Consider the following 20,910-nt stretch of genomic DNA (forward strand, 5'->3'; position numbering starts at 1 on the left):
ACATAGCTTGTACTCGTGAGGGACTTGCTGGCGCGGTTGGCGGACGCCTGGGGCGTGGCCACGAGGTACGAAAACGCGGATCAGCAAGAGACGGTCGTAGATCCGGAAGTCGTCGTCAAGGTTCTCGCGCAGTTCGGCGTCGACGCGTCCACTGAGGACGCCGCGGCCCGCGCGCTGGCCGACGTCGAGGCGCGCCGGGCGGCCACGAAGCTGCCGCCGACGATCGTCCTGCGCGAGTACGAGACGTACGACCTCCAGGGGCCCGCGACCGTCGAGCTCGAGGACGGCACCTCGATCCAGGTCGAGCGCCACCTCCCGGACAGCCTGCCGCTCGGCTGGCACCGCGTCGTCACGGCCGACCAGACCGTCACGCTCGCCGTCGCGCCGAAGGCACTGCCGGACGTCCCGAAGACCTGGGGCTGGATGCTGCAGCTCTACGCGGCGCGCTCGAAGGACTCGTGGGGGATGGGCGACTTCGCCGACCTCGCCACGCTCGCCCGGCGCAGCAGCCAGGAGCTCGACGCCGGGGTCGTGCTGGTCAACCCGGTGCAGGCGCCGAGCCTCACGCACCCGGTCGAGCGCTCGCCCTACTCGCCGACCAGCCGCCGGTTCGCGAACCCGCTCTACCTGCGCGTCACCGACACCGCCGAGTTCCTGCAGGCCTGTCCGCGCACCCGCCAGCTCATCCGCGACCTGCGGCCGGAGAACCAGGACCTGATCGACTACGACGCGATCTGGGACGCGAAGCGGCAGGCGCTGGAGCTGCTCTTCCCCGGCGGTGACGTCGAGATGGACGTTGAGCTGGAGAAGTTCGCGATCTACTGCGCGCTCGCCGAGGTCCACGGCCCCGACTGGCGCCTCTGGCCGGCGGACCGCGCCGAAGCGTCACCGGAACGGGTTGCTTTCCACGCCTGGGTCCAGCACCTGTGCACCCGGCAGCTGCAGGACGTCCGGCTCGCCGCGCACGAGGCCGGCATGGCCGTCGGCGTCATCCACGACCTCCCGGTCGGCGTCGCCCCCGGTGGCGCGGACACGTTCGCGGACCCCGAGGCGTACGCCATCGACGTGACGGTCGGCGCGCCGCCCGACGCGTTCAGCGCGGACGGCCAGGGCTGGGGCCTGCCGCCGTGGCGCCCCGACAAGCTCGCCGAGACCGGCTACCGCCCGTTCCGGCAGGTGCTGCGCAGCGTGCTCCGGCACGCCGACGGCATCCGGATCGACCACGTGGCAGGGCTGTGGCGGCTCTGGTGGATCCCGCCGGGCGAGCCGCCGTCGCGCGGCACGTACGTCTACTACGACGCCGACGCGATGCTGGGCGTGCTGGCGCTGGAGGCCTACCGGGCCGGCGCCGTCGTGGTGGGCGAGGACCTCGGCACGGTCGAGCCCGTCGTCACGAAGACGTTGCAGGAGAACGGCATGCTGACCAGCGCCGTGCTCTACTTCCAGCGCGACTACTACGCGGAGGGCCACCCGCTCATCCCGCCGTCGCAGTGGAACCCGAACCAGATGGCGAGCATCTCCACGCACGACCTGCCGACCGCCGCGACGTTCTTCGCCGGTCCGGACGGCCCCGACTTCGACGAGCTGATGCGGCAGGAGGGCGTCAAGGCCGCGGACAGGGTCGAGGGCGCCCACGAACTGCTCGCGCAGGCACCCTGCGCGCTGGTCCTGACCTCACCTCAGGACGCTCTGCGGGAGACCCGGCAGCCGAACGTGCCGGGCACGATCGACGAGCACCCCAACTGGCGGATCCCGCTGCCCGTCGTGCTGGAGGACTTCTTCCCGCGCGTCCGCGAGATCACCAGGCCGCTGCGCGGCCGTGGCAGATGAAACTTTTGCTTAACGGCAGGTCATGCGCCTGCGGAGTACTGTGAGACCGTCACCCGACGGCGGACGACGAACGTTTTGGAGGTGGCGTACCAGATGAGCTCAGCCGTGGGCACGCGAACATCGACCGGCGTGCTGGAACTGGCCGTCGAGCAGGCCCTCGCCTCGGTGAGACCGGCCGCGCTCGGCGACCCGGTGGCCGGGGCACGGCACGCGGAGGAAGCACTGCGTGACGCGCTGCGGGACGCGGGTCCCGTGGACGAGGACAACATGGCCCTGCGCTACGCCCTGGCGTGCGCGGAGGCGGCACGGGAACACCTGGAGTTCGGCGAGATCCAGGAAGCCCGCACTTTGCTCACGGCCGCACGTGGGCAGCTGGTGCTGGCACACGAACGAGTGTGATGCCGGGTACGGGTTAGGCGGATAGGGTCGGCGGGTAGCTACCTGCGTGTGAGGAGCATCGTGCGACCCTGGCCTGGTACGCCCTATCCACTAGGCGCTGGTTATGACGGCGTTGGCACCAATTTCGCCCTGTTCTCCGAAGTCGCGGAGTACGTGGAGCTCTGCCTCTTCGACGACGACGGCACAGAGACGCGCGTGAGGCTGCCGGAGGTGGACGGCTTCGTCCACCACGGCTACCTGCTGGGTGTCGGACCGGGACAGCGGTACGGGTACCGCGTCCACGGCCCGCACGACCCGGAGCGCGGCCTTCGCTGCAACCCCAACAAGCTCCTGATCGACCCGTACGCCAAGGCCATCTCCAACGGCCTGGCGTGGGACGAGGCGCTCTACGGCTACAAGTTCGGTTCCCCGGACGAGCGCAACGACACCGACTCGGCCGAGTTCGTGCCGAAGTCCGTGGTGGTGAACCCGTTCTTCGACTGGACGAACGACCGACTGCCGCGCACCCCGTACCACGAAAGTGTGATCTACGAGGCGCACGTCCGCGGTCTCACCATCGACCACCCGGAGATCCCGCCGAAGCTGCGCGGCACGTACGCGGGCCTCGCGCACCCGGTGATGATCGACCACCTGAAGAAGCTCGGCGTGACCGCGGTCGAGCTGATGCCGGTGCACCAGTTCGTGAGCGACCACACGCTCGCGGAGCGCCGCCTGTCGAACTACTGGGGCTACAACACGATCGGGTTCTTCGCCCCGCACGACGCGTACGCCGCGCTGCCGCTGAACCAGGTGCAGGAGTTCAAGGGCATGGTCCGCGCCCTGCACCAGGCCGGCATCGAGGTCATCCTCGACGTCGTCTACAACCACACGGCGGAGGGCAACCACCTCGGCCCGACGCTGTCCATGCGCGGCATCGACAACGAGTCGTACTATCGGCTGGTCGAGGACGACCCGAAGTTCTACATGGACTACACGGGCACCGGGAACTCGTTGAACGTGCGCAGCCCGCACACCCTGCAGCTGATCATGGACTCGCTGCGCTACTGGGTGACGGAGATGCACGTCGACGGGTTCCGCTTCGACCTCGCCGCGGCGCTCGCCCGCGAGTTCTACGACGTCGACCGGCTGGCCACGTTCTTCGAGGTCGTGCAGCAGGACCCGGTGGTGTCGCAGGTGAAGCTGATCGCCGAGCCCTGGGACGTCGGTCCCGGTGGCTACCAGGTCGGCAACTTCCCTCCGCAGTGGACCGAGTGGAACGGCAAGTACCGCGACACCGTCCGCGACTTCTGGCGCGGTGAGCCCGCGACGATGGGCGAGTTCGCCTCGCGCATCACCGGCTCGTCCGACCTCTACCAGGACGACGGCCGCCGCCCGTACGCGTCGATCAACTTCGTGACGGCGCACGACGGCTTCACGTTGAACGACCTGGTGTCGTACAACGACAAGCACAACGAGGCCAACGGCGAGGACAACCGCGACGGCGAGAGCCACAACCGGTCGTGGAACTGCGGCGTCGAGGGCCCGACGGACGAGGCGGAGGTGCTCGAGCTGCGGGCCCGGCAGCGGCGCAACCTGATGGCGACCATGCTGCTGTCGCAGGGCGTGCCGATGATCCTGCACGGCGACGAGTTCGGCCGGACGCAGAACGGCAACAACAACGCCTACTGCCAGGACAACGAGGTCTCCTGGGTCGACTGGTCGCTGGTCGAGGCCAACTCCGAGCTCGTCGACTTCACGGCGGCGGTGACGGCGTTCCGCAAGGCGCACCCGGTGTTCCGGCGCAAGCGGTTCTTCGCGGGCAGGCCGATCCGCAAGGGCGAGGAGCTGCGCGACATCGCGTGGTTCACCCCGTCCGGCGAGGAGATGACCGAGCAGAACTGGGAGGACGACTTCGGCAAGTGCATCGTCATCTTCCTCAACGGTGAGGGCATCCCGGACCTCGACTCGCGCGGCATGCGGGTGGTCGACGACTCGTTCCTGATGGCCTTCAACGCCCACTTCGAGGACATCGAGGTGACGCTGCCCGACGCCGAGTACGGTCCGGAGTGGACGGTCGTGGTCGACACGACCACCGGCCAGGTCGGCGACTCGGAGAAGCCGGTCGCGGCGGGGGAGACCCTGAACCTCACCGCGCGCTCGCTCGTCGTGCTGCGCAGGGTGGGCTGATGGGGGCGCCGTCCTCGACGTACCGCGTGCAGTTCACCCCGTCGTTCACCTTCGCCGACGCCGCCGGCATCGCGGACTACCTGGCGCGCCTGGGCATCGGCGCGCTGTACGGGTCGCCGATGCTCGACGCGCGGGAGGGGTCGACGCACGGCTACGACGTCGTCGACCCGACCCGCGCCCGGCCGGAGCTCGGCGGCGACGCCGGGCGGGTGGCGTTGCAGGAACGCCTGGCGGAGCTGGGTCTCGGGCTCGTCGTCGACATCGTGCCCAACCACATGGTCGTGCCGAACCCGTGGTGGGAGGACGTCCTCGAGAACGGGCGGTCCTCGCAGTACGCCCGGTACTTCGACATCGACTGGTCGTCGGGCAAGGTGCTGCTCCCGGTCCTCGGCGAGGACGCCGAGGACGAGGTGCACGAGCACTACGTCAAGGTCAACTGGCGGCGCGGCAACACCGAGCTGAACTACCGGCGGTTCTTCGACATCACCGAGCTCGCGGCGATCCGCGTCGAGGACCCCGAGGTCTTCGAGGCGACCCACCGCGAGGTGCTGTCGTGGGGCGTGCAGGGGCTGCGCATCGACCACCCGGACGGACTCGCCGACCCCGGCGGCTACTTCCGGAAGCTGCGCGAGCACTTCGACGGCTGGCTCGTCGTCGAGAAGATCCTCGGGCCGGACGAGGCGCTGCCGCAGAGCTGGCCGGTCGACGGCACGACGGGTTACGACGCGCTGCGGGAGATCTGCGGCGTGTTCATCGCGCCCGCGGAAGCGTTTGCGGGCGACTTCCACTCCGTCGAGCACGCGTCGCGGCAGCAGGTGGCCGACTCGATCCTGGTCGCCGAGGTGCGCAGGATCGCCCGGCTCGTCGAGGGCGTGGAGTTCGAGGACGCCTGCCGGGCCGTCGCCGAGGTGATGGTCAACTTCCCGGTGTACCGCTCCTACCTGCCGGAGGGCGCGGCGCACTGGGAGACGGCGGTGAAGCTCAGCCGGTCGCCGGCGGTGCGCGCGTTGGACGAACAGGTCCGCGCCGACCCGCACGGCGAGCTGGCCACGCGGATCCAGCAGACCTCGGGCATGGTCGTCGCGAAGGGCACCGAGGACACCGCGTTCTACCGGTACACGAACTTCGTGGCGTTGAACGAGGTCGGCGGTTCACCGGACAGGTTCGGCCTGCCGGTGGAGGAGTTCCACCAGCGCGCGGCGACCCGTGAGTCCGGTGAGCCGCGGGCGATGACGGCGTTGTCGACGCACGACACCAAGCGGTCGGAGGACGTGCGGGCCCGGCTCGCCGTCCTGGCGGAGATCCCGGACGAGTACCTGGCCTTCGAGTCGGCGATGAGCGCGAAGCACGGCCTGTCCGAGCCGACGCTCAACCGGCTCGCGTGGCAGTCGCTCGTCGGCGCGTGGCCGCTCACCGAGGACCGGCTCGGCCAGTACCTCGAGAAGGCGTCGCGGGAAGCCAAGATCAAGACGTCCTGGGTCGACCGCGACGCCGAGTTCGACGCCGAGGTGGCCGCCTGGCCCGCCGAGGTGCTGAACGAGCCGGAGGTCGCCACGTTCGTCGAGCGGATCAAGGCTCCCGGCTGGTCGAACTCGCTGGGGCAGAAGCTGGTCCAGCTCACCGCGCCGGGCGTGCCGGACGTCTACCAGGGCACCGAGCTCTGGGACTTCTCGCTCGTCGACCCGGACAACCGCCGCGCCGTCGACTACGGCGTGCGGCGCGACCTGCTGGCCCGCATCGAGTCGGGGTGGCTGCCCGAGGTCGACGACTCGGGCGCGGCGAAGCTCCTGGTGGTGCACAAGGCGTTGCAGGTGCGCAAGCGGGGCCTGCGCGGCTACCGGGCGCTGCACGCGGAAGGACCGGCCGCGGAGCACGTGCTCGCGTTCGAACGCGAGGGCGTGATCACCGTGGCGACGCGGTTGCCCGTCGCACTGGCGCAGAAGGGCTGGCAGGACACGGTTCTGCCGCTCCCCGGTTCGAGCAGGCCCGGTTCGAACGGGCGGGGTGCGGGGTGGACGGACGTGCTGACCGGCCGTCCCGCCGCGGACGACCTGGCGTCGCTGCTCGACCGCTATCCGGTGGCACTGCTCGTGCGGGGGGACCAGTGAGTTTCTCGGTCTGGGCACCGGCTCTCGAGTCGGTGCACGTCCGCGTGGACGGCGTCGACCACGACATGAAACGCGACGGCGACTGGTGGTACTCCGACGCCGAGGGGACGGACTACGCGTTCGTCCTCGACGGTGAGGCGTACCCGGACCCGCGGTCGCTCTGGCAGCCGAACGGCGTGCACGAGCCGTCGCGGGTCTACCGCCACGACTACGAGTGGTCCGACAGCGCCTGGACCGGCAGGGCGTTGCCGGGCGGCGTGATCTACGAGCTGCACATCGGCACGTTCACGCCGGAGGGCACGTTCGACGCCGCCATCGGCAAGCTCGACCACCTCGTCGACCTCGGCATCACGTTCGTCGAGGTCATGCCGGTCAACAGCTTCGACGGCGTCGAGGGCTGGGGCTACGACGGCGTCCTCTGGGGCGCCGTGCACGAGCCCTACGGCGGGCCGGACGGGTTCAAGCGGTTCGTCGACGCCTGTCACGCCCGAGGGCTCGCCGTGCTGCTCGACGTGGTCTACAACCACCTCGGGCCCTCCGGCGCGTACCTGGACAAGTTCGGGCCGTACTTCGCCGGTCGCAACGACTGGGGACCCGGCCTGAACCTCGACGGGGCGGGCTCGGACGAGGTGCGCCGGTACGTGGTCGACAACGCGCTGCAGTGGCTGCGGGACTTCCACGTCGACGGGCTCCGGCTCGACGCCGTGCACGCGCTGTCCGACCACAGCGCGGTGCACGTCCTCGAGCAGATGTCCGTCGAGGTGGACGCGCTCTCGGCGTCGCTGGGGCGGCCCCTCAGCCTGATCGCCGAGTCCGACCTCAACGACGCGAGGCTCGTGACGGCGCGCGAGGGCGGTGGCCAGGGGCTGCACGCGCAGTGGTCCGACGACCTGCACCACGCGCTGCACGTCGCGCTGAGCGGCGAGACCTTCGGCTACTACGAGGACTTCGCGGCACCCGGTGCGGTGAAGAACACGCTGGAGAAGGTCTTCTTCCACGCCGGCACCTGGTCGTCGTTCCGCGGCAGGCACCACGGCAAGCCGGTCGACACGGCGCTGATCCCCGGCCACCGGTTTCTGGCGTACACGCAGAACCACGACCAGATCGGCAACCGCGCCACCGGCGACCGGCTGTCCGCGTCCGTGTCCACGGGGAAGCTGCTGTGCGCGGCGGCGATCGTGCTGTGCTCCCCGTACACCCCCATGATCTTCATGGGGGAGGAGTGGGCGGCGTCGACGCCGTGGCAGTTCTTCGCGTCGTTCCCCGACCCCGGGCTGGCCGAGGCGGTCCGGACCGGCCGGCGGCGCGAGTTCTCCCGGCACGGATGGGGTGAATCGGACGTTCCGGACCCGATGTCGCCGCAGACCGTCGAGAACTCGCGGCTGCGGTGGGACGAGGCGGGGGAGGGCGATCACCGGGTCGTGCTGGACACGTACCGCGCCCTGATCGCGTTGCGGCGCTCCCGCCCGGAGCTGGCCGATCCGCGGTTGGACAGGTTCGTGGTGGAGCAGGACGGGGCGTGCTTCGTGCTGCACCGCGGTGCGACCCGCGTGGCGGTGAACCTCGGCACGACGCCCGTCCCGCTGCCTCAAGGCGTGGTGCTGCTGACCTCCTCAGCGAACCCGTCGTCGCTCTCACCGGAGTCGTTCGCGGTGGTCGCGTCGACGTGATCCCACAACACCTGGTCGGCCAGATTCACCGGCCGGCCCTGGTGCGCCTGCACGAACGCCGCCACCAGCCGGTCGGCGGCGACGTGCAGCTTGATGTTGTGGTGCTGGGAGATGTGGACCAGCAGCTGGAACGCCTGCTGGGGTGTGCATGGCTTGCGTGCGGCGATCAGGCCTGAGGCCTGCCCGATGACAGTCCGGGACACCAGAGCTTTGCGCAGCCCCGCTACCTCGGCCTCGAGGGCGGTGATTCTCGCGGACGACACCGCCGGCTCCTTTCAGGTCGTCATGGTCACAGCGGCATGCCGGTGTGACGACGACTGCTCTGGAGCGCATTGCGAAGGGCGGGCACACCCAGAGCAAGCCGTCACATCGGCTTGCGGCTGGGTTCTCAACCGCGAGTGATCACCTTATCAACTGTTTCAGACCGTGCTCGCCGGGTAACCGATCCTCGTAGCCGACCGCCAGTGAAGGAGCCTGATCCATGGGTGCCGACGACAAGTTCGCCAACAAGGCAGAAGAGCTCAAGGGCCGCGCCAAGGAAGCTGTCGGTGACGCCACGGACAACGAGCAGTGGCAGGCCGAGGGCCGCGCCGAGCGCGCCAAGGGTGCCTTGAAGCAGGCGGGCGAGAAGGTCAAGGATGCCTTCCGCTCGGACAAGTAGGACCGCTTCCGCCGCCCAGTTCGTCCCCGAGGGGAAGGACTGGGCGGCGTTGCGTTCCGCGGCGTCCGGCTGTCGTGGCTGCGACCTGCACGAGGCCGCGACGCAGACCGTGTTCGGCGAGGGGCCCGTCCCCGCCCGCCTGATGATGGTCGGCGAGTGCCCCGGCGACCGCGAGGACACCGAGGGACACGTGTTCGTGGGCCCTGCGGGGCGGTTGCTGGACAAGGCGCTGGCCGCGGCGGGGATCGACCGCTCGAAGACCTACCTGACCAACGCGGTGAAGCACTTCCGGTTCACCGAGCGCGGCAAGCGCAGGATCCACCAGACGCCCCGGCGTGGCGAGGTGGTGGCGTGCTTCCCGTGGTTGCGGGAGGAGATCAGGGTCGTCGAGCCGCGGCTCGTGGTGTGCCTGGGGGCCGTGGCGGCGAAGGCGGTGCTGGGGCCGTCGTTCAAGCTGACCGAGCACCGCGGTGAGGTGCTGGAGCACGAGGGCCTGCGGGTCGGGGTGACCGTGCACCCGTCGGCCGTGGTGCGGGCGGAGAACTTCACCGAGTCGTTCGACGCGTTCGTGGCCGATCTGAAAGCGCTGAAGAAGACGCGCTGAGGGGTGTGGGCGGCGGGCGAAGCCGGCCCGTGTGGAAGTGGCAGAAGCCCGCAACGGGCCCGGAAACGGGACAACCCCCGGACGACTCCTGCTCTCGCAGGCCGAGCGGGACCAGCGCTCGAAGTCCGGGGGTCGGGTGGCTGCCTGGGTTTACGACTAGGCGTCACCAAAGGCGGTCCTAGCGGACAGCCACCTCACGAGTCCTGTAGCTATACAACTTGGGACCACCTCCTCTCTTGTGTACCTCGAACCTATGCCTTGATCGGCGGGGCTCGCAACGGACTTTTCTCACGCCGTCCGGCTTGCGGTTTTCGCGTAGAATCCGCTGGCATGGTGCGCATCCCACTGACGTCGCTGGAACGGGAGCGCGGCAGACGGCTCGGCCAGCTGCTCCGGGACGCCCGCGGCGAGGAGAGCATGGTCGAGATCGCGGCCCGCGCCGGGCTGTCCGCGGAGACCGTGCGCAAGATCGAGACCGGGCGCGCGCCCACGCCGTCGTTCTTCACCATCGCCGCCCTGGCCGGAGCGCTGGGCATCTCGCTCGACTCGATCAACGAACTGCTGGCTCCCCAAAGCCGCAGCGCGTAGTCACCTGGCCGGTGGGTTTGCCGCGCAGACCTTTGACCGCACCGCCCGCGTCGTGTTCGTGTGATGTCACGGGATTCGCACTTCTCGACCGCAGGGGACACGATGAAGCTCATCTCGGCGGTGCTCGCCGCGTTCCTGTCCTGCACGCTCGCCGGCGCACCGGCCGCGGCCGCCGGACCCGTCGAGCAGGTCGGCAGGGCCGAGCTGCTGCGCCGCGCCGAGACGTGGCTGACCGCGAACAACGGCGGCCAGGTGCCGTACAGCATGGAGCGGTACTGGGCGGACGGGTACCGCCAGGACTGCTCGGGGTTCGTCTCGATGGCCGCGAAGCTCGGGAACGCCGATCCGCGGGGCGGGCCGAACACCGTGGCGCTGGCCTCTCCCGCGTACTCGGTTCCGGTGGCGGTCGCCGACCTGGCGCCCGGTGACCTGCTCATCGACCCCGTCGACGAGCCCGGCGAGGACTTCCGGCACGTCGTGGTCTTCGAGAGGTGGGCGGACGACGAACGCTCGGGCTACCTGGCCTACGAGCAGCGCGGCGGCCACGGCACGGACCACCGCGTGCTCGCGTACGGCCTCGAACCGGGCAGCGCGTACCAGCCGTACCGGCTCAGGAACGTGACCGGCTGAGGGCCTGCGACCGCACCAGGCCGATCACCGCGAACACGCCGACGAACACACCCGTGGACAGGATCTGCCCGCGCGCCTGCCCGTCGAGCAGCATCAGCACCACGACGGCGACGATCGCCACCAGCGCCACCCAGGACAGGTACGGGTGGCCCCACATCGGGACCTTCGGCTCGGGAGTGGTGCGGCGCAGCCGGATCTGCGAGACCGCGACGAACCCCCAGACGATCAGCAGCGCGGAGCCGACGGCGTTGAGCAGCACCAGGAACACGGTGTCCGGCCACAGGTAGTTGAGCAGCACCGAGAAGAACCCGAACGCCGTCGACGCCAGCACGGCGTTGCGCGGGACGCCGTTGTCCTTGCTCAGCAACGCTTCGGGGGCCTCACCGCGTTCGGCGAGCGAGTGGAGCATGCGGGCGGCGCCGTAGAGGGTGGCGTTCACGGCGCTCAGCAGCGCCACGAAGATGACGACGCTCATGATCTGCCCGGCCGCCGGGACGCCGATCCTGTTCAGCACCGCCACGTACGGGCTGGCGCCGACCTCGGAGTCGTTCCACGGCAACAGGGTCACGACCACGGCCAGCGAGCCGAGGTAGAAGACGAGCAGCCGCGTCATCGCCGTGCGGAGGGCCTTCTTGATGGCCTGAGCGGGGTTCTCGGCGTCGGCGGCGGCGATCGTGATGACCTCCAGCCCGCCGAACGCGAACACCGTCACCATGAACCCGGCCACGACGCCGCCCCAGCCGTTCGGGAGGAAGTCGCGCAGGTTGGTCAGTCCCGGGGAGTCGACGCCGGGCAGGACTCCCGCGACAGCCGCGACGCCGAGTGCGAGGAACAGCACGATCGCGGCGACCTTGAGGCCGGCGAACCAGAACTCGAACTCGCCGAAGTGGCGGACGTCGGCGAGGTTCACCGCGGTGAGCACCGACATGAAGATCAGCACCCAGGCCCACTGCGGCATGGCGGGAATCCAGCCGGAGGCGATCTGGGCCGCTCCCGTCGCCTCGACGGCCAGCACCACGCCGATGGCCGACCAGTAGACCCAGCCGACCGTGAAGCCGGCCCACGGACCGATCGCCTTCTCGGCGTGCACGGAGAAGGCGCCACCGCTCGGGTGCTCGGCGGCCATCTCCCCGAGCATGCGCATCACGAGCAGTGCCAGGAAACCCGCGAGGGTGAACGAGATCAGCACCGCCGGGCCCGCGAGCGCGATGCCCGCGCCCGTCCCGACGAAGAGCCCTGCTCCGATCACGCCACCCAGCGCGATCATGGTGACGTGCCGTTCACGCAGGTGAGTCACGCTCTCCAGCCCCGTTCGAGTGTGCCGCTGGCGGCCCGATAGTGGATTCCTGGCGAGGGAGAGTCAACTCGTGTGATCGGAGTTACACCGCACCGGGACAAGTGAGGTGAGATCGATGAGCTCGCCTGAAGGAGTGCTGCCGTCCGGAGTTCTGCCGCGGCTCGACACGTTCTCCGCCGCCGTCGAGCGCTGCTCGGACTGGGGGTGGCTCGTGCTGCGGTCGGAGAACCGGCTGCTGCTCACCACCGACCACCAGGTGTCCGCGGTGGAGATGGCGGAGGGGATCGGGCGGGAGGTGCAGACCTACCTGTCCGTCCGCATGCTCGGCGGGCCGGTCGTGGTGCTGCCGGGCTCTCCCGGCCGGTGGCTCGTCCTCACCGAGTCGGCCGACGAGGCCTCGCAGGTGAACCTGATCCGGCTGCGGGCGCGCGGGGCGTTGACGCACCGGCTGGGGACGCTCGTGCCGCTGCCTCCGTCGCGGATCGACGGTGGAGGGGTCCGGTGGCGGGGAGAGGTGCCGGTGGGGAAGCCGTTCCTGCCGCCGTTCTCGGCTGTCGTGGCGGCGTTGCGAACGGTTACGGAGACGGCCGGACCGCGGTGACGGGCGGCAGCACGTTGACCACGAACTGGTTCAGGACGTTGCCGCGCTGGGCGAAGTTCACCACGACGTAGTTGCCGTTGTTGCCCTGCGCGAGGCCCACGCCCACCCGATCGGACGACTTCCAGACCATCGCGGTGAAGTGCAGGACGGACATGTCGACGGTGGAGGGCGTCATCTCCCTGCCGTAATCGTAGCCGCGCGATTCGCCGTACCAGCTTTCGAGCGCCTTGGTCACGACGTCGTCGATTTTGCGCTTGCGGCCGCCCATCCAGAAAAGATTTTCACCGTAGGGGTTGTTCGGGCGATGCCGGAAATCGGCTGTCCGGAGGAGCAGGTTCGCCCATTCCTGAGCCGTGCGGCTGACTTCCGAATCGAGGGAGAGGGGTCGTGCGCCGTGTTTCGCGCGATAGGAGTTGAGGAGCTGGACGGTCCTCGCGACGGGGTCGGCCGCCGTCGCGGAGGGAGTCGGCACTGTCAGTGACATCGCCAGGGTGATCACGGTGAGCATCAATCGCATTGCTGTTTGCCCTCCACTTGAGTCATCAAGACGAAAGCTCGGACTTCGGTACGTGCCTTTCGTTGCGGTGCGTAGCCGCCCTGTGGCCTTGGGGTGTGGTGTGGAACACAGGCGGGCTATGCGTCGGAGGCGCTCCGGCAGCTCCCGCGGTCCGCTCGCCACTACCCCGGTTGCGGCGGAAATTCACTCCACAGGACGCTGGAAAGCCTCTAGCTTTGTGGGGTCGGACATCAACGGAAGGAGCTTGGCATGGACGGGTACGAAATTCTCGCCGACGAGGACGGGCACGTTCGCGGTTACGACTAGAGACCGCGTCACCGGCCGCGCGGGGGAGTCACCGGAAGAGACTTCCTCACGGTCGGACGAGGTTTCTCCTGTCAGGTCCGGGAATCCTGTCAGGTCCGGGAATGCGGCGCGGCGGTGCTGGAACGCACCACGAGCGTCGTCGGGAGCTCCCGGTGCTCGGCAGGGCCGCCGGCGATGAGAGCGGCCAGCAGGTCCACGGCGACCTCGCCGGCTTCCTCGGCCGGCATGTGGACGGTCGTCAGCGCGGGCGAGCACATCGCCGCGTAGAGGATGTCGTCGAAGCCCGTCACGCTGAACCGCCGCGGCACCTCGATCCCGAGCGCCGCGAGGTGGCTCAGCACACCGAGTGCCATCAGGTCGTTGTACGCGATGAACGCCGTCGCTCCGGCCTCCACCGCCCGCTCGGCAGCGGCGACCCCGCCGCCGAAGTTCGGTTCGAACGAGCCCAGGAGTCGCGCGCGACCCCCCAGGCCCCGCAGCCGCCGGTTGTTCGACCACGCCGCGGCCGGGCCCCCCAGGTACACGAAGTCGTTGTGACCCAACGACTCCAGGTGCGCGACGACCTGGCCCATGCCGGCGGCGCTGTCCATCAGCACGGACGAGACGCCCGGCACGATCCGGTTGATCAGCACGAGCGGTGTCAGCGCGGCGAGCTCGGCGACGGTCTCGTCGGACACCAGCGACGCGCACAGCACCACGCCGTCGACCTGCGCCGCCATCGTCCGCACCAGCTCGGCCTCGGCGGCGGGGTCCTCCCTGCTGTCGCAGAAGAACACCGACGTGCCCGCCTCGCCCGCCCGCGTCTGCACGCCCCGCAGCACGGCGGGGAAGAACGGGTTGGTGAGGTCGGGCACGACGATGCCGAGGTTGCCGGTGCGGCCGGTGATCAGGCTGCGCGCGGCCCGGTTCGGCTGGTAGCCGAGCCCGGCCACGACGTCGAGGACCCGCTGCCGGGTGGCCTCCTTGACGAGCCCGGGTGCGCTCAGCGCCCGGGAGACCGTCGAGACGGAGACCTGCGCCTGGCGAGCGACATCCCTGATGGTGACGGCCACCCGAGCATCATGGCAGCCGGGGTCAAGCAGCCGAGTTCAAGACGGCCGAGTTCAAGACAGCCGAGTTCAAGACAGGCACCGCTCAGAGCTCCAGGCCGGTGAGCACCAGCACGCGGGGTTCCGTCAGGTCCTCCATGGCGGCGCGCAGGCCCTCGCGGCCCGTGCCGGACTCCTTCACCCCGCCGTACGGCATCTGGTCCGCGCGGTAGCTCGGCACGTCGCCGACGATCACGCCGCCGACCTGGAGTCGTTGCGCGGCACGGAAGGCGAGCCGCACGTCGGTGGTGAACAGGCCCGCCTGCAGGCCGTAGCGGGAGGAGTTGACCCGGTCGAACGCCTCGTTGACGCTCTCGACCCTGGTCAGCGTGACCACCGGGCCGAACACCTCCTCCGCGGTGACCTTCGCGTCCTCCGGCACGTCCGCCAGCACGGTCGGCGCGTAGGTGCGGCCGTCGCGGGTGCCGCCGGTCAGGACCTTCGCGGCGGCCTCACGGACCCAGGCCTCGACGCGGTCGGCGGCGGCGTCGTTGATCAGCGGACCGACGTCCGCCGCCACGTCGAGCGCGTTCACCTGCCGCACAACGGCTTCCGAGATCGCGTCGTAGACGTCGGCGTGCGCGTAGACCCGTTGCACCGAGATGCACGATTGGCCCGCCTGGTACATCGCGAACGTGGCGATGCGCTGCGCGGCGAACTCGATGTCCTGCCAGTCGGGGGCGACGATCGCGGCCGCGTTGCCGCCCAGTTCGAGCGTGACGTGCTTGCGCGGCACGCGTTCCCTGATGCCCCAGCCGACCGGGCCGGAGCCGGTGAACGAGACGACCGGCAGGCGCGGGTCCTCGACGAGCTTCGCGGTGTCCTCGTTGGACAGGTGCAGCACCGACCACGCGCCGTCGGGCAGGTCGGTCTCCGCCAGCAGCTCTCCCAGCAGGAACGCGACCTTCGGCGTGGCGGGCGCGGGCTTGAGCACGATCGGCGCGCCGACCGCGATGGCCGGGGCGACCTTGTGCGCCACCAGGTTCAGCGGGAAGTTGAACGGCGCGATGCCGAGCACCGGTCCGCGCGGCACCCGGCGGACCAGGGCGAGGCGGCCCTCGGCGGACGGGTCGGTGTCGAGGCGCTGCAGCTCGCCGGAGAACCGGCGCGCCTCCTCGGCGGCCCAGCGGAACGTGGAGATCGCGCGGGTCACCTCGGCCCGCGCCCACTTCGCCGGCTTGCCCGAGTCGTCGGTGATCGCCTGCGCGAACTCCTCCGCCCGCTCGGCCAGGCGCCGCGACACGTGGTCGAGCGCTGCGGCCCGGCGGTGGGCGGGCAGCGCGGCGAGCGCGGGTGCGACGGCGGCGGCCTGGGCGACCGCGGTCTCGACGTCTTCGGCGGTGTGGAAACCAGTCATGCGAGCAGAGCTCCTTCGAGCACGTCGAGGCCTTCGGCGAGCAGGTCGTCCGGGATGACCAGCGGGGGCAGCAGACGGATCACGTTGCCGTAGGTGCCGCACGTCAGCACGACGACACCCCTTTCGTGGCACGCCTTCGCGACGCGCGCGGCGACGTCGGGCGTGCGTTCGGTGAGCTCGACCGCCAGCATCGCGCCACGGCCGCGGATGTCGGCGACGAGGTCGGTCTTCTCCGCGACGACGCGGAGCCGGCCGAGCACGATCTCCTCGATGTGGCGCGCTCGGGCGTTCAGGTCGCGCTCGCGCATCGTGCGGACCGCGCCGAGAGCCGCCGCGCACGCCACCGGGTTGCCGCCGTAGGTGCCGCCGAGCCCGCCGGCGTGCACCGCGTCCATGATCTCCGCGCGGCCCGTGACGGCGGCGAGCGGCAGTCCACCCGCGATGCCCTTGGCGGTGGTGACGAGGTCCGGCACGACACCCTCGTGATCGCAGGCGAACCACGACCCCGTGCGGCAGAAGCCCGTCTGGATCTCGTCGGCGACGAACAGGACGCCGCGCTCGCGGCACCACCGCGCGACCGCGGGCAGGAACCCTTCGGCGGGCACGATGAACCCGCCCTCGCCCTGGATCGGCTCGATGGCGACCCGGTAGACCTCGGGGGCGAACGGGCCGAACCGGTGCTTGTACGGCATGGTCTTGGCGGTCAACGCCATCGTGAGGTTCGTGCGGCCGTGGTAGCCGTGGTCGGCCACGACGACGCGAGGTAGCTCTCGTACGGCGTGACCATGAAGCAGGTGTGGCTGAACCTGTCGATCTGCTCTTCCACCGCCTCGGCCACGGCGGGCGCCGGGTTGCCGACGCCGGTGACGGCGTCCTCGCGGCGCGCCTGGAGCTCCAGTGACCTCGGGCCGGGGATGGGGGTGCGCAATCGGCTCACGGATCCAGCATGGTCCTGGTCAGCGCGGTGCGCAGTGTCTGAAATGGCGATCTTCGCGGCCGGGGTTGTACACACTGGCACATGCCCATCACGGTGGACGACCTCGCCCGCTCGCTCGGGCTGCCGGTGCTGGCCGGCGACGTGTCGCGGCCGGTCGCCCGGGTGCACGGCACCGAGCTCGCGAACCCCACGCCGTTCCTGGAGGGCGGCGAGCTGCTGCTGACGACGGGCCTGACCGAGGTGGGGGAGTCCTACGTCGAACGGCTGGTGCGCGCCGGTGTGGTCGGGCTCGGCTTCGGCACGGGCCTCAGCCACGACGTGGTGCCCGCCGCGCTGGTGGAGGCGGCGGGACGGACCGGGCTCGGGCTCGTCGAGGTGCCGCGCGGGGTGCCGTTCATCGCGATCAGCAAGGCGGTGTCGAAGGCACTGGCGGCGGACGAGTACGCCGCTCCCGTCCGCACCAGCGAGGCCCAGCGCGCGCTCACGAGGGCCGCGCTCAGGTCGGGGGTCGGGGGAGTGGTGCGCAGGCTCGGCCAGTGGATCGACGGCTGGGCCGTGCTCCTCGACGCGGACGGGCGGCCGGTGCACGTCCACAACGCGCGACTCGTCCCCGACCTGTCGGCCGAGCTCGCCCGCCTGAAGGGCGCGGGCGGCCTGGCGAGCGCCGCGGTCGAGCTCGACGGGGTGCCCGTGGTCCTCCAGGTGCTCGGCAGCAGGGCCCGCGGGGTCCTCGCGGCCGGCGCCGCCCGGCTCGAACCGGGCATCGTCACCACCGCGGCGTCGCTGCTGACCCTGGCGCTGGCCCGCAACGACGCCGTGGACGCGGCGCATCGCGAGCTGAGGTCGTGCCAGTTCCGCCTGCTGCTGGCGGGACTTCCGGTCGACGGCCTGCCCTCGCGGTTCCGGGTGTTCCTCGCCGACGAACCTCCCGCCGACGGCTTCTGGGCGGAGCACGACGGCGATGTCGTTGTGCTGGCAGAGGAGTTCGACGGGTTCGCATCGTCCGAAGTGGACGCTTCGGAGGTCGACCGCGGCTACCGCGAGGCCCGCCAGGCGCGCCAGGCCGGGATCCGCCGGTTCGAGGACTTCGCCGGCAACGTGACGCTGCCCGCCGGTTTCGCCGAGGCGGTGCTGAGGCCGTTGGACGAGGAAAGCCGTGCGGCGCTGGAGGTCTGGCTCGCGCACCACGGCGCGTGGGACCCGGCGGCGGCCGAGCTGGGCGTGCACCGGCACACGCTGCGCAACCGCGTGCGCAGGGCGGAACAGGCGCTCGGCAGGTCGCTGGACTCGCCCGGCGTGCGCGCCGAGCTGTGGCTAGCTCTCCACCGCGAAGGTCAGTGAGGCGGTGTAGCCGGCCGCGGTGCTGCCGGACATCGCGGCCATCTGGTGGTCGACGCCGTCGCGGAACACCATGTCCTGCTTCAGGGGCGTCCTGGTCAGGTTCCGCACGCTCTGCGTGTACCCGGTCGTGCCGTAGACCTCCTTGCACGTGTTCTCCGGCAGGGCGAGCTGCGAGGTGACGATCTTGTTGCCGGCCTTGGTGGCCTCGGTGAGGCTCGGGTAGACCTCGAAGTGGATGTGCGGCCACCGCCCCGCGTACGCGCCGGGAAAGACGCTCACGAACCTCAGCTCGCCGGCGGAGTCGGACTCCTGGACGCCGCGCAGGAAGTTCTCGTTCTTCACGCGGTCCGAGTACATCGAGTAGTCGCCGTTGATGTCGCAGTGCCACAGGTAGACGGCGGCGCCCGCGTACGGCGTGCCGTCCTCCTTCCTGACCGTCAGGTCGATGGTCAGCCCGACGCCCTCGGCCGTGCGGGTCGACGAACCGAAGCTGGAGCGGATGTCCGAGCGCACGATGCCGCTCTGGGTGAGGGCGTTCGGGCCGTTGGAACCGTCGCCGGGGTACGGACCGGCGGTCTCCTCGGGGATCGCGTCGAGCGGCGTGCCTTCGGCGGTGGAGGAGGTGCCGGTCGTCGTGGCCGGGTCGGTGGTGGTCGAGGTCGCGCCGGTCGTGGTCGGCGGAGCGCAGGCCACGAGCGTGAGCCCCGCGCCGCCGAGCAGCGACAACGCCCGCCTGCGCCCGATCAACGTGGCGAGGTCGAACTGGAGGCCGCGGTCGTGGTTGTCCGTCATGGGGACAAGGGTGGGACCGATTCCTGTGAGGCGCCTGTGGAGAAGCTGTCGCGGGGATAGCAGGCGCCTGTCGGGAATGCGCGGCACCGCCGTCGCGAACTCGTGCGCGGGCCCGCCGGTCGATTTCGGGCCGGGCCCGAATGTGATGGAGGAAGGCCGGTCGGATGTGATCGGCATCTCGTTCCCGGCGTTACGGGGTATTCACCGGGAAGTCGGGCTTCGTTCGGTTTGCGCCACCGTCGCGGGGATTCCGGCGGCGATGTGTCCGGGAACTCTGGACAATGGATTAATTTGACGGTGATGGAGGTTTTCTTTTCGTGGAGGGCGGCACTCGCGAGGGGATTGTCGAGTGCCGCCCTCCCGCGGGCGGACCGGCCCTGCCGCCGGTCCGCTCACCGCCGGCCGGAGTGGAACTCCGTTTTGGTCCTGCGACACTGCCGTTCGACCACCGCGGCCCTGTCGACCTCGGCGTGCGGCACGTCGAGCGCGGCGCTGATCCAGGCACGCCAATAGGGGCCGGGAATGCGTTTTCCGCGTTCCCACCTCGACACTTCCTCGCGGGTGACGCTGTCGTTCTGCGAGATCTCGCACAACAGGTCCGCGAGTCCGCGCTGGGTGAGGCCCTGTTCTCGCCGCGCCCGGGGAATCAGGGCGGTGATCGGCGGGACGTCCTGGTGCTCGCGGGCTCCGGGGGCTGCCTTGAGCACGGTTCTGCTCCGTTTCGGTGAGAGGGCGGGTGTGTCGTCCAGCCTGCCTCAAAGCCCCGGCGTCCGGGCCGTGCATTGCGGTGATACCGGCGGTCGTTGAAAGTTCAGCCACCGCCGGAATCGCTTGATCGGTTGTTCGGTGGAACGGAGCTGGTCCAATGGGGTGTGTTCATCCGGTTTTCGCGTGCTTGATCTAGTGTGGCCGCGCCGGTTCGTTGTGCCGCAGCAATGACCGGGATCAGAAGGTGGGAAAAAATGTTCTCGACGGTCGAGCTGGTGCAGGTGTTCCTGGCACGCCTCGCGGCCCAGGACGCACCGGGCATCGCGCGGCTGTGCGCGCGGGACGTGGAGTGGGAGGCGCCCGACCCGAACGGCACCCGGTGGTCGGTCGGCCCGCGCACCCGCCGCGAGGTCGAGTCGTGGTTCCTGACGTTGTTCGCCGCGTTCGAGCTGGAACAGCTCTCCGCGCGCCAGGTGATCGTCGACGGGACGGACGCGGCGCTGATCGGCTCGGCGCGCTGGCGGGTCCGCGCCACCGGCGACCCGGTCGAGGCCCGGTTCGCGGACGTGGTCTCGGTGCACCTGGGGGAGATCGAGCAGTACTGGCACCTGCCGGACACGCTGGCCGTTGCGCGGGCAGGGGCATGAGCTCCGCCAGGGGGAGAGCGGTGCACACGCGGGAGAGGCTGCTGCGGGCCGCCGCCGAGGTGTTCGACCGCGACGGTTTCGCCAGATCCAGCCTCACCGCTGTGTGCGCACGGGCCGACGTCTCGAAAGGCGCGCTCTACTGCCACTTCCGCTCCAAGGAGGCGCTCGGGGTGGCGATCGTCGAGGAGCAGTCGCTGCTGTGGCACCGGTTGCGCGACGAGCAGCTCGCGGTCGAGGAGTCACCGGTCCAGGCGCTCGTCTCGATGTCGTTCGCGTTCGTCGGCAGGCTCGAGACCGACCTGACCGTGCGGGTGAGCGCGAAGCTGTTGCGGGAGGCGGTGTTCTTCGACGTCGTGGCGGCGGCGCAGGTGATCGGCTGGGTCACCGTGGTGCGGGACCTGCTGACGCTCTCGCGTGACCGCGGTGAGCTGCGGCCAGAGGTGAACGTGCGGCACACGGCGGAGCAGGTCGTGGCCGAGCTGCTCGGGCTGCAGTTCGTGGCCAGGGCGCTGACCGGCGGCACGGATCTGCGCACGCGTCTCAGCAGGATGTGGCGGGCGTCCACCAGCGCTTTCGTGACCGAGTCCGTCCACGCGCGACTGAGGTTCGAGTGACGGTCGTCTCGACCCAATCGAGACAGGAATCACTGGTGGCGCCCCGGAT

The 20,910-nt window shown here is 70.3% G+C and carries 20 protein-coding genes and 1 pseudogene; 13 read left to right on the forward strand and 8 right to left on the reverse strand.

Going from position 1 to position 20,910, the window contains the following annotated elements:
• The first annotated feature begins 15 nt into the window (after positions 1 to 15).
• The 5 genes from ACFWV3_RS40940 (at position 16) to treZ (ending at position 8,173) form a co-directional block, all read left to right on the forward strand.
• Complete coding sequence (locus ACFWV3_RS40940; RefSeq protein WP_382419336.1) at positions 16 to 1,830, forward strand: 4-alpha-glucanotransferase; 1,815 nt, start codon at positions 16 to 18, stop codon at positions 1,828 to 1,830.
• Positions 1,831 to 1,923: 93 nt separating this feature from the next.
• Complete coding sequence (locus ACFWV3_RS40945) at positions 1,924 to 2,229, forward strand: hypothetical protein (RefSeq protein WP_382419337.1); 306 nt, start codon at positions 1,924 to 1,926, stop codon at positions 2,227 to 2,229.
• A gap of 60 nt (positions 2,230 to 2,289) precedes the next feature.
• A complete protein-coding gene (glgX, locus tag ACFWV3_RS40950) occupies positions 2,290 to 4,395 on the forward strand; it encodes a glycogen debranching protein GlgX (protein WP_382419338.1) in 2,106 nt (701 codons plus the stop codon).
• The gene (gene treY / locus ACFWV3_RS40955; RefSeq protein ID WP_382419339.1) at positions 4,395 to 6,503 is read left to right on the forward strand and encodes a malto-oligosyltrehalose synthase; all 2,109 of its coding nucleotides are present in this window, start codon (positions 4,395 to 4,397) and stop codon (positions 6,501 to 6,503) included. The genes glgX and treY overlap by 1 nt, the downstream gene beginning before the upstream one ends.
• The gene (gene treZ, locus ACFWV3_RS40960) at positions 6,500 to 8,173 is read left to right on the forward strand and encodes a malto-oligosyltrehalose trehalohydrolase (RefSeq protein WP_382419340.1); all 1,674 of its coding nucleotides are present in this window, start codon (positions 6,500 to 6,502) and stop codon (positions 8,171 to 8,173) included. The genes treY and treZ overlap by 4 nt, the downstream gene beginning before the upstream one ends.
• On the opposite strand, the gene ACFWV3_RS40965 is transcribed toward treZ, so the two are convergent.
• Positions 8,092 to 8,436, reverse strand: coding sequence for an ANTAR domain-containing protein (locus ACFWV3_RS40965; protein ID WP_382419341.1), 345 nt, complete (start codon positions 8,434 to 8,436; stop codon positions 8,092 to 8,094). The two genes, treZ and ACFWV3_RS40965, sit on opposite strands and share 82 nt — an antisense overlap.
• Positions 8,437 to 8,654: 218 nt before the next feature.
• On the opposite strand from ACFWV3_RS40965, the gene ACFWV3_RS40970 reads away from it, so the two are divergent.
• The 4 genes from ACFWV3_RS40970 (at position 8,655) to ACFWV3_RS40985 (ending at position 10,656) form a co-directional block, all read left to right on the forward strand.
• Positions 8,655 to 8,834, forward strand: a complete 180-nt coding sequence (locus tag ACFWV3_RS40970; protein ID WP_382419342.1) for a CsbD family protein — start codon at positions 8,655 to 8,657, stop codon at positions 8,832 to 8,834.
• The gene (locus ACFWV3_RS40975; RefSeq protein WP_382419343.1) at positions 8,812 to 9,438 is read left to right on the forward strand and encodes a UdgX family uracil-DNA binding protein; all 627 of its coding nucleotides are present in this window, start codon (positions 8,812 to 8,814) and stop codon (positions 9,436 to 9,438) included. The genes ACFWV3_RS40970 and ACFWV3_RS40975 overlap by 23 nt, the downstream gene beginning before the upstream one ends.
• 330 nt (positions 9,439 to 9,768) lie before the next feature.
• On the forward strand, positions 9,769 to 10,026 hold the full coding sequence (locus tag ACFWV3_RS40980; RefSeq protein WP_285630610.1) for a helix-turn-helix domain-containing protein: 258 nt from the start codon (positions 9,769 to 9,771) through the stop codon (positions 10,024 to 10,026).
• A 102-nt stretch (positions 10,027 to 10,128) separates the two neighbouring features.
• Positions 10,129 to 10,656 (forward strand): hypothetical protein, encoded by a 528-nt coding sequence (locus ACFWV3_RS40985; protein ID WP_382419344.1) that lies wholly within the window; start codon positions 10,129 to 10,131, stop codon positions 10,654 to 10,656.
• On the opposite strand, the gene ACFWV3_RS40990 is transcribed toward ACFWV3_RS40985, so the two are convergent.
• Complete coding sequence (locus ACFWV3_RS40990; protein ID WP_382419345.1) at positions 10,637 to 11,953, reverse strand: amino acid permease; 1,317 nt, start codon at positions 11,951 to 11,953, stop codon at positions 10,637 to 10,639. The two genes, ACFWV3_RS40985 and ACFWV3_RS40990, sit on opposite strands and share 20 nt — an antisense overlap.
• Positions 11,954 to 12,068: 115 nt before the next feature.
• Here ACFWV3_RS40990 and ACFWV3_RS40995 point away from each other — a divergent pair, with 115 nt between their 5' ends.
• A complete protein-coding gene (locus tag ACFWV3_RS40995; protein ID WP_382419346.1) occupies positions 12,069 to 12,554 on the forward strand; it encodes a hypothetical protein in 486 nt (161 codons plus the stop codon).
• On the opposite strand, the gene ACFWV3_RS41000 is transcribed toward ACFWV3_RS40995, so the two are convergent.
• From ACFWV3_RS41000 to ACFWV3_RS41015, 4 genes and pseudogenes are all read right to left on the reverse strand, one after another.
• Positions 12,529 to 13,062 carry a CAP family protein gene (locus tag ACFWV3_RS41000; protein WP_382419347.1) on the reverse strand — a complete coding sequence of 178 codons (534 nt, stop codon included), beginning with the start codon at positions 13,060 to 13,062 and terminating at the stop codon, positions 12,529 to 12,531. The genes ACFWV3_RS40995 and ACFWV3_RS41000 overlap by 26 nt on opposite strands.
• Before the next feature lie 404 nt (positions 13,063 to 13,466).
• Complete coding sequence (locus ACFWV3_RS41005; protein WP_382419348.1) at positions 13,467 to 14,429, reverse strand: LacI family DNA-binding transcriptional regulator; 963 nt, start codon at positions 14,427 to 14,429, stop codon at positions 13,467 to 13,469.
• An 82-nt stretch (positions 14,430 to 14,511) separates the two neighbouring features.
• Positions 14,512 to 15,822, reverse strand: a complete 1,311-nt coding sequence (locus ACFWV3_RS41010; RefSeq protein WP_382419349.1) for an aldehyde dehydrogenase family protein — start codon at positions 15,820 to 15,822, stop codon at positions 14,512 to 14,514.
• Positions 15,819 to 16,810 (reverse strand): annotated as a pseudogene (locus ACFWV3_RS41015) (aminotransferase class III-fold pyridoxal phosphate-dependent enzyme). The gene ACFWV3_RS41010 and the pseudogene ACFWV3_RS41015 overlap by 4 nt, the downstream one beginning before the upstream one ends.
• 30 nt (positions 16,811 to 16,840) lie before the next feature.
• Between ACFWV3_RS41015 and ACFWV3_RS41020 the strand changes: the two are divergent.
• A complete protein-coding gene (locus tag ACFWV3_RS41020) occupies positions 16,841 to 18,100 on the forward strand; it encodes a PucR family transcriptional regulator ligand-binding domain-containing protein (protein WP_382419350.1) in 1,260 nt (419 codons plus the stop codon).
• Here ACFWV3_RS41020 and ACFWV3_RS41025 read toward each other — a convergent pair.
• Both ACFWV3_RS41025 and ACFWV3_RS41030 read right to left on the reverse strand, forming a co-directional pair.
• On the reverse strand, positions 18,074 to 18,892 hold the full coding sequence (locus ACFWV3_RS41025) for an intradiol ring-cleavage dioxygenase (RefSeq protein ID WP_382419351.1): 819 nt from the start codon (positions 18,890 to 18,892) through the stop codon (positions 18,074 to 18,076). The genes ACFWV3_RS41020 and ACFWV3_RS41025 overlap by 27 nt on opposite strands.
• Positions 18,893 to 19,284: 392 nt before the next feature.
• Positions 19,285 to 19,599: a helix-turn-helix transcriptional regulator gene (locus ACFWV3_RS41030; RefSeq protein ID WP_382419352.1), complete on the reverse strand. Its 315-nt coding sequence runs from the start codon at positions 19,597 to 19,599 to the stop codon at positions 19,285 to 19,287.
• A 255-nt stretch (positions 19,600 to 19,854) separates the two neighbouring features.
• On the opposite strand from ACFWV3_RS41030, the gene ACFWV3_RS41035 reads away from it, so the two are divergent.
• Positions 19,855 to 20,247 (forward strand): nuclear transport factor 2 family protein, encoded by a 393-nt coding sequence (locus ACFWV3_RS41035; RefSeq protein WP_382419353.1) that lies wholly within the window; start codon positions 19,855 to 19,857, stop codon positions 20,245 to 20,247.
• Between the two features lie 20 nt (positions 20,248 to 20,267).
• Complete coding sequence (locus tag ACFWV3_RS41040; RefSeq protein WP_382419354.1) at positions 20,268 to 20,861, forward strand: ScbR family autoregulator-binding transcription factor; 594 nt, start codon at positions 20,268 to 20,270, stop codon at positions 20,859 to 20,861.
• Positions 20,862 to 20,910: the final 49 nt, after the last annotated feature.

Origin of the sequence: Lentzea sp. NPDC059081, assembly GCF_042738015.1 — a bacterium.
Lineage (GTDB): Bacteria > Actinomycetota > Actinomycetes > Mycobacteriales > Pseudonocardiaceae > Lentzea.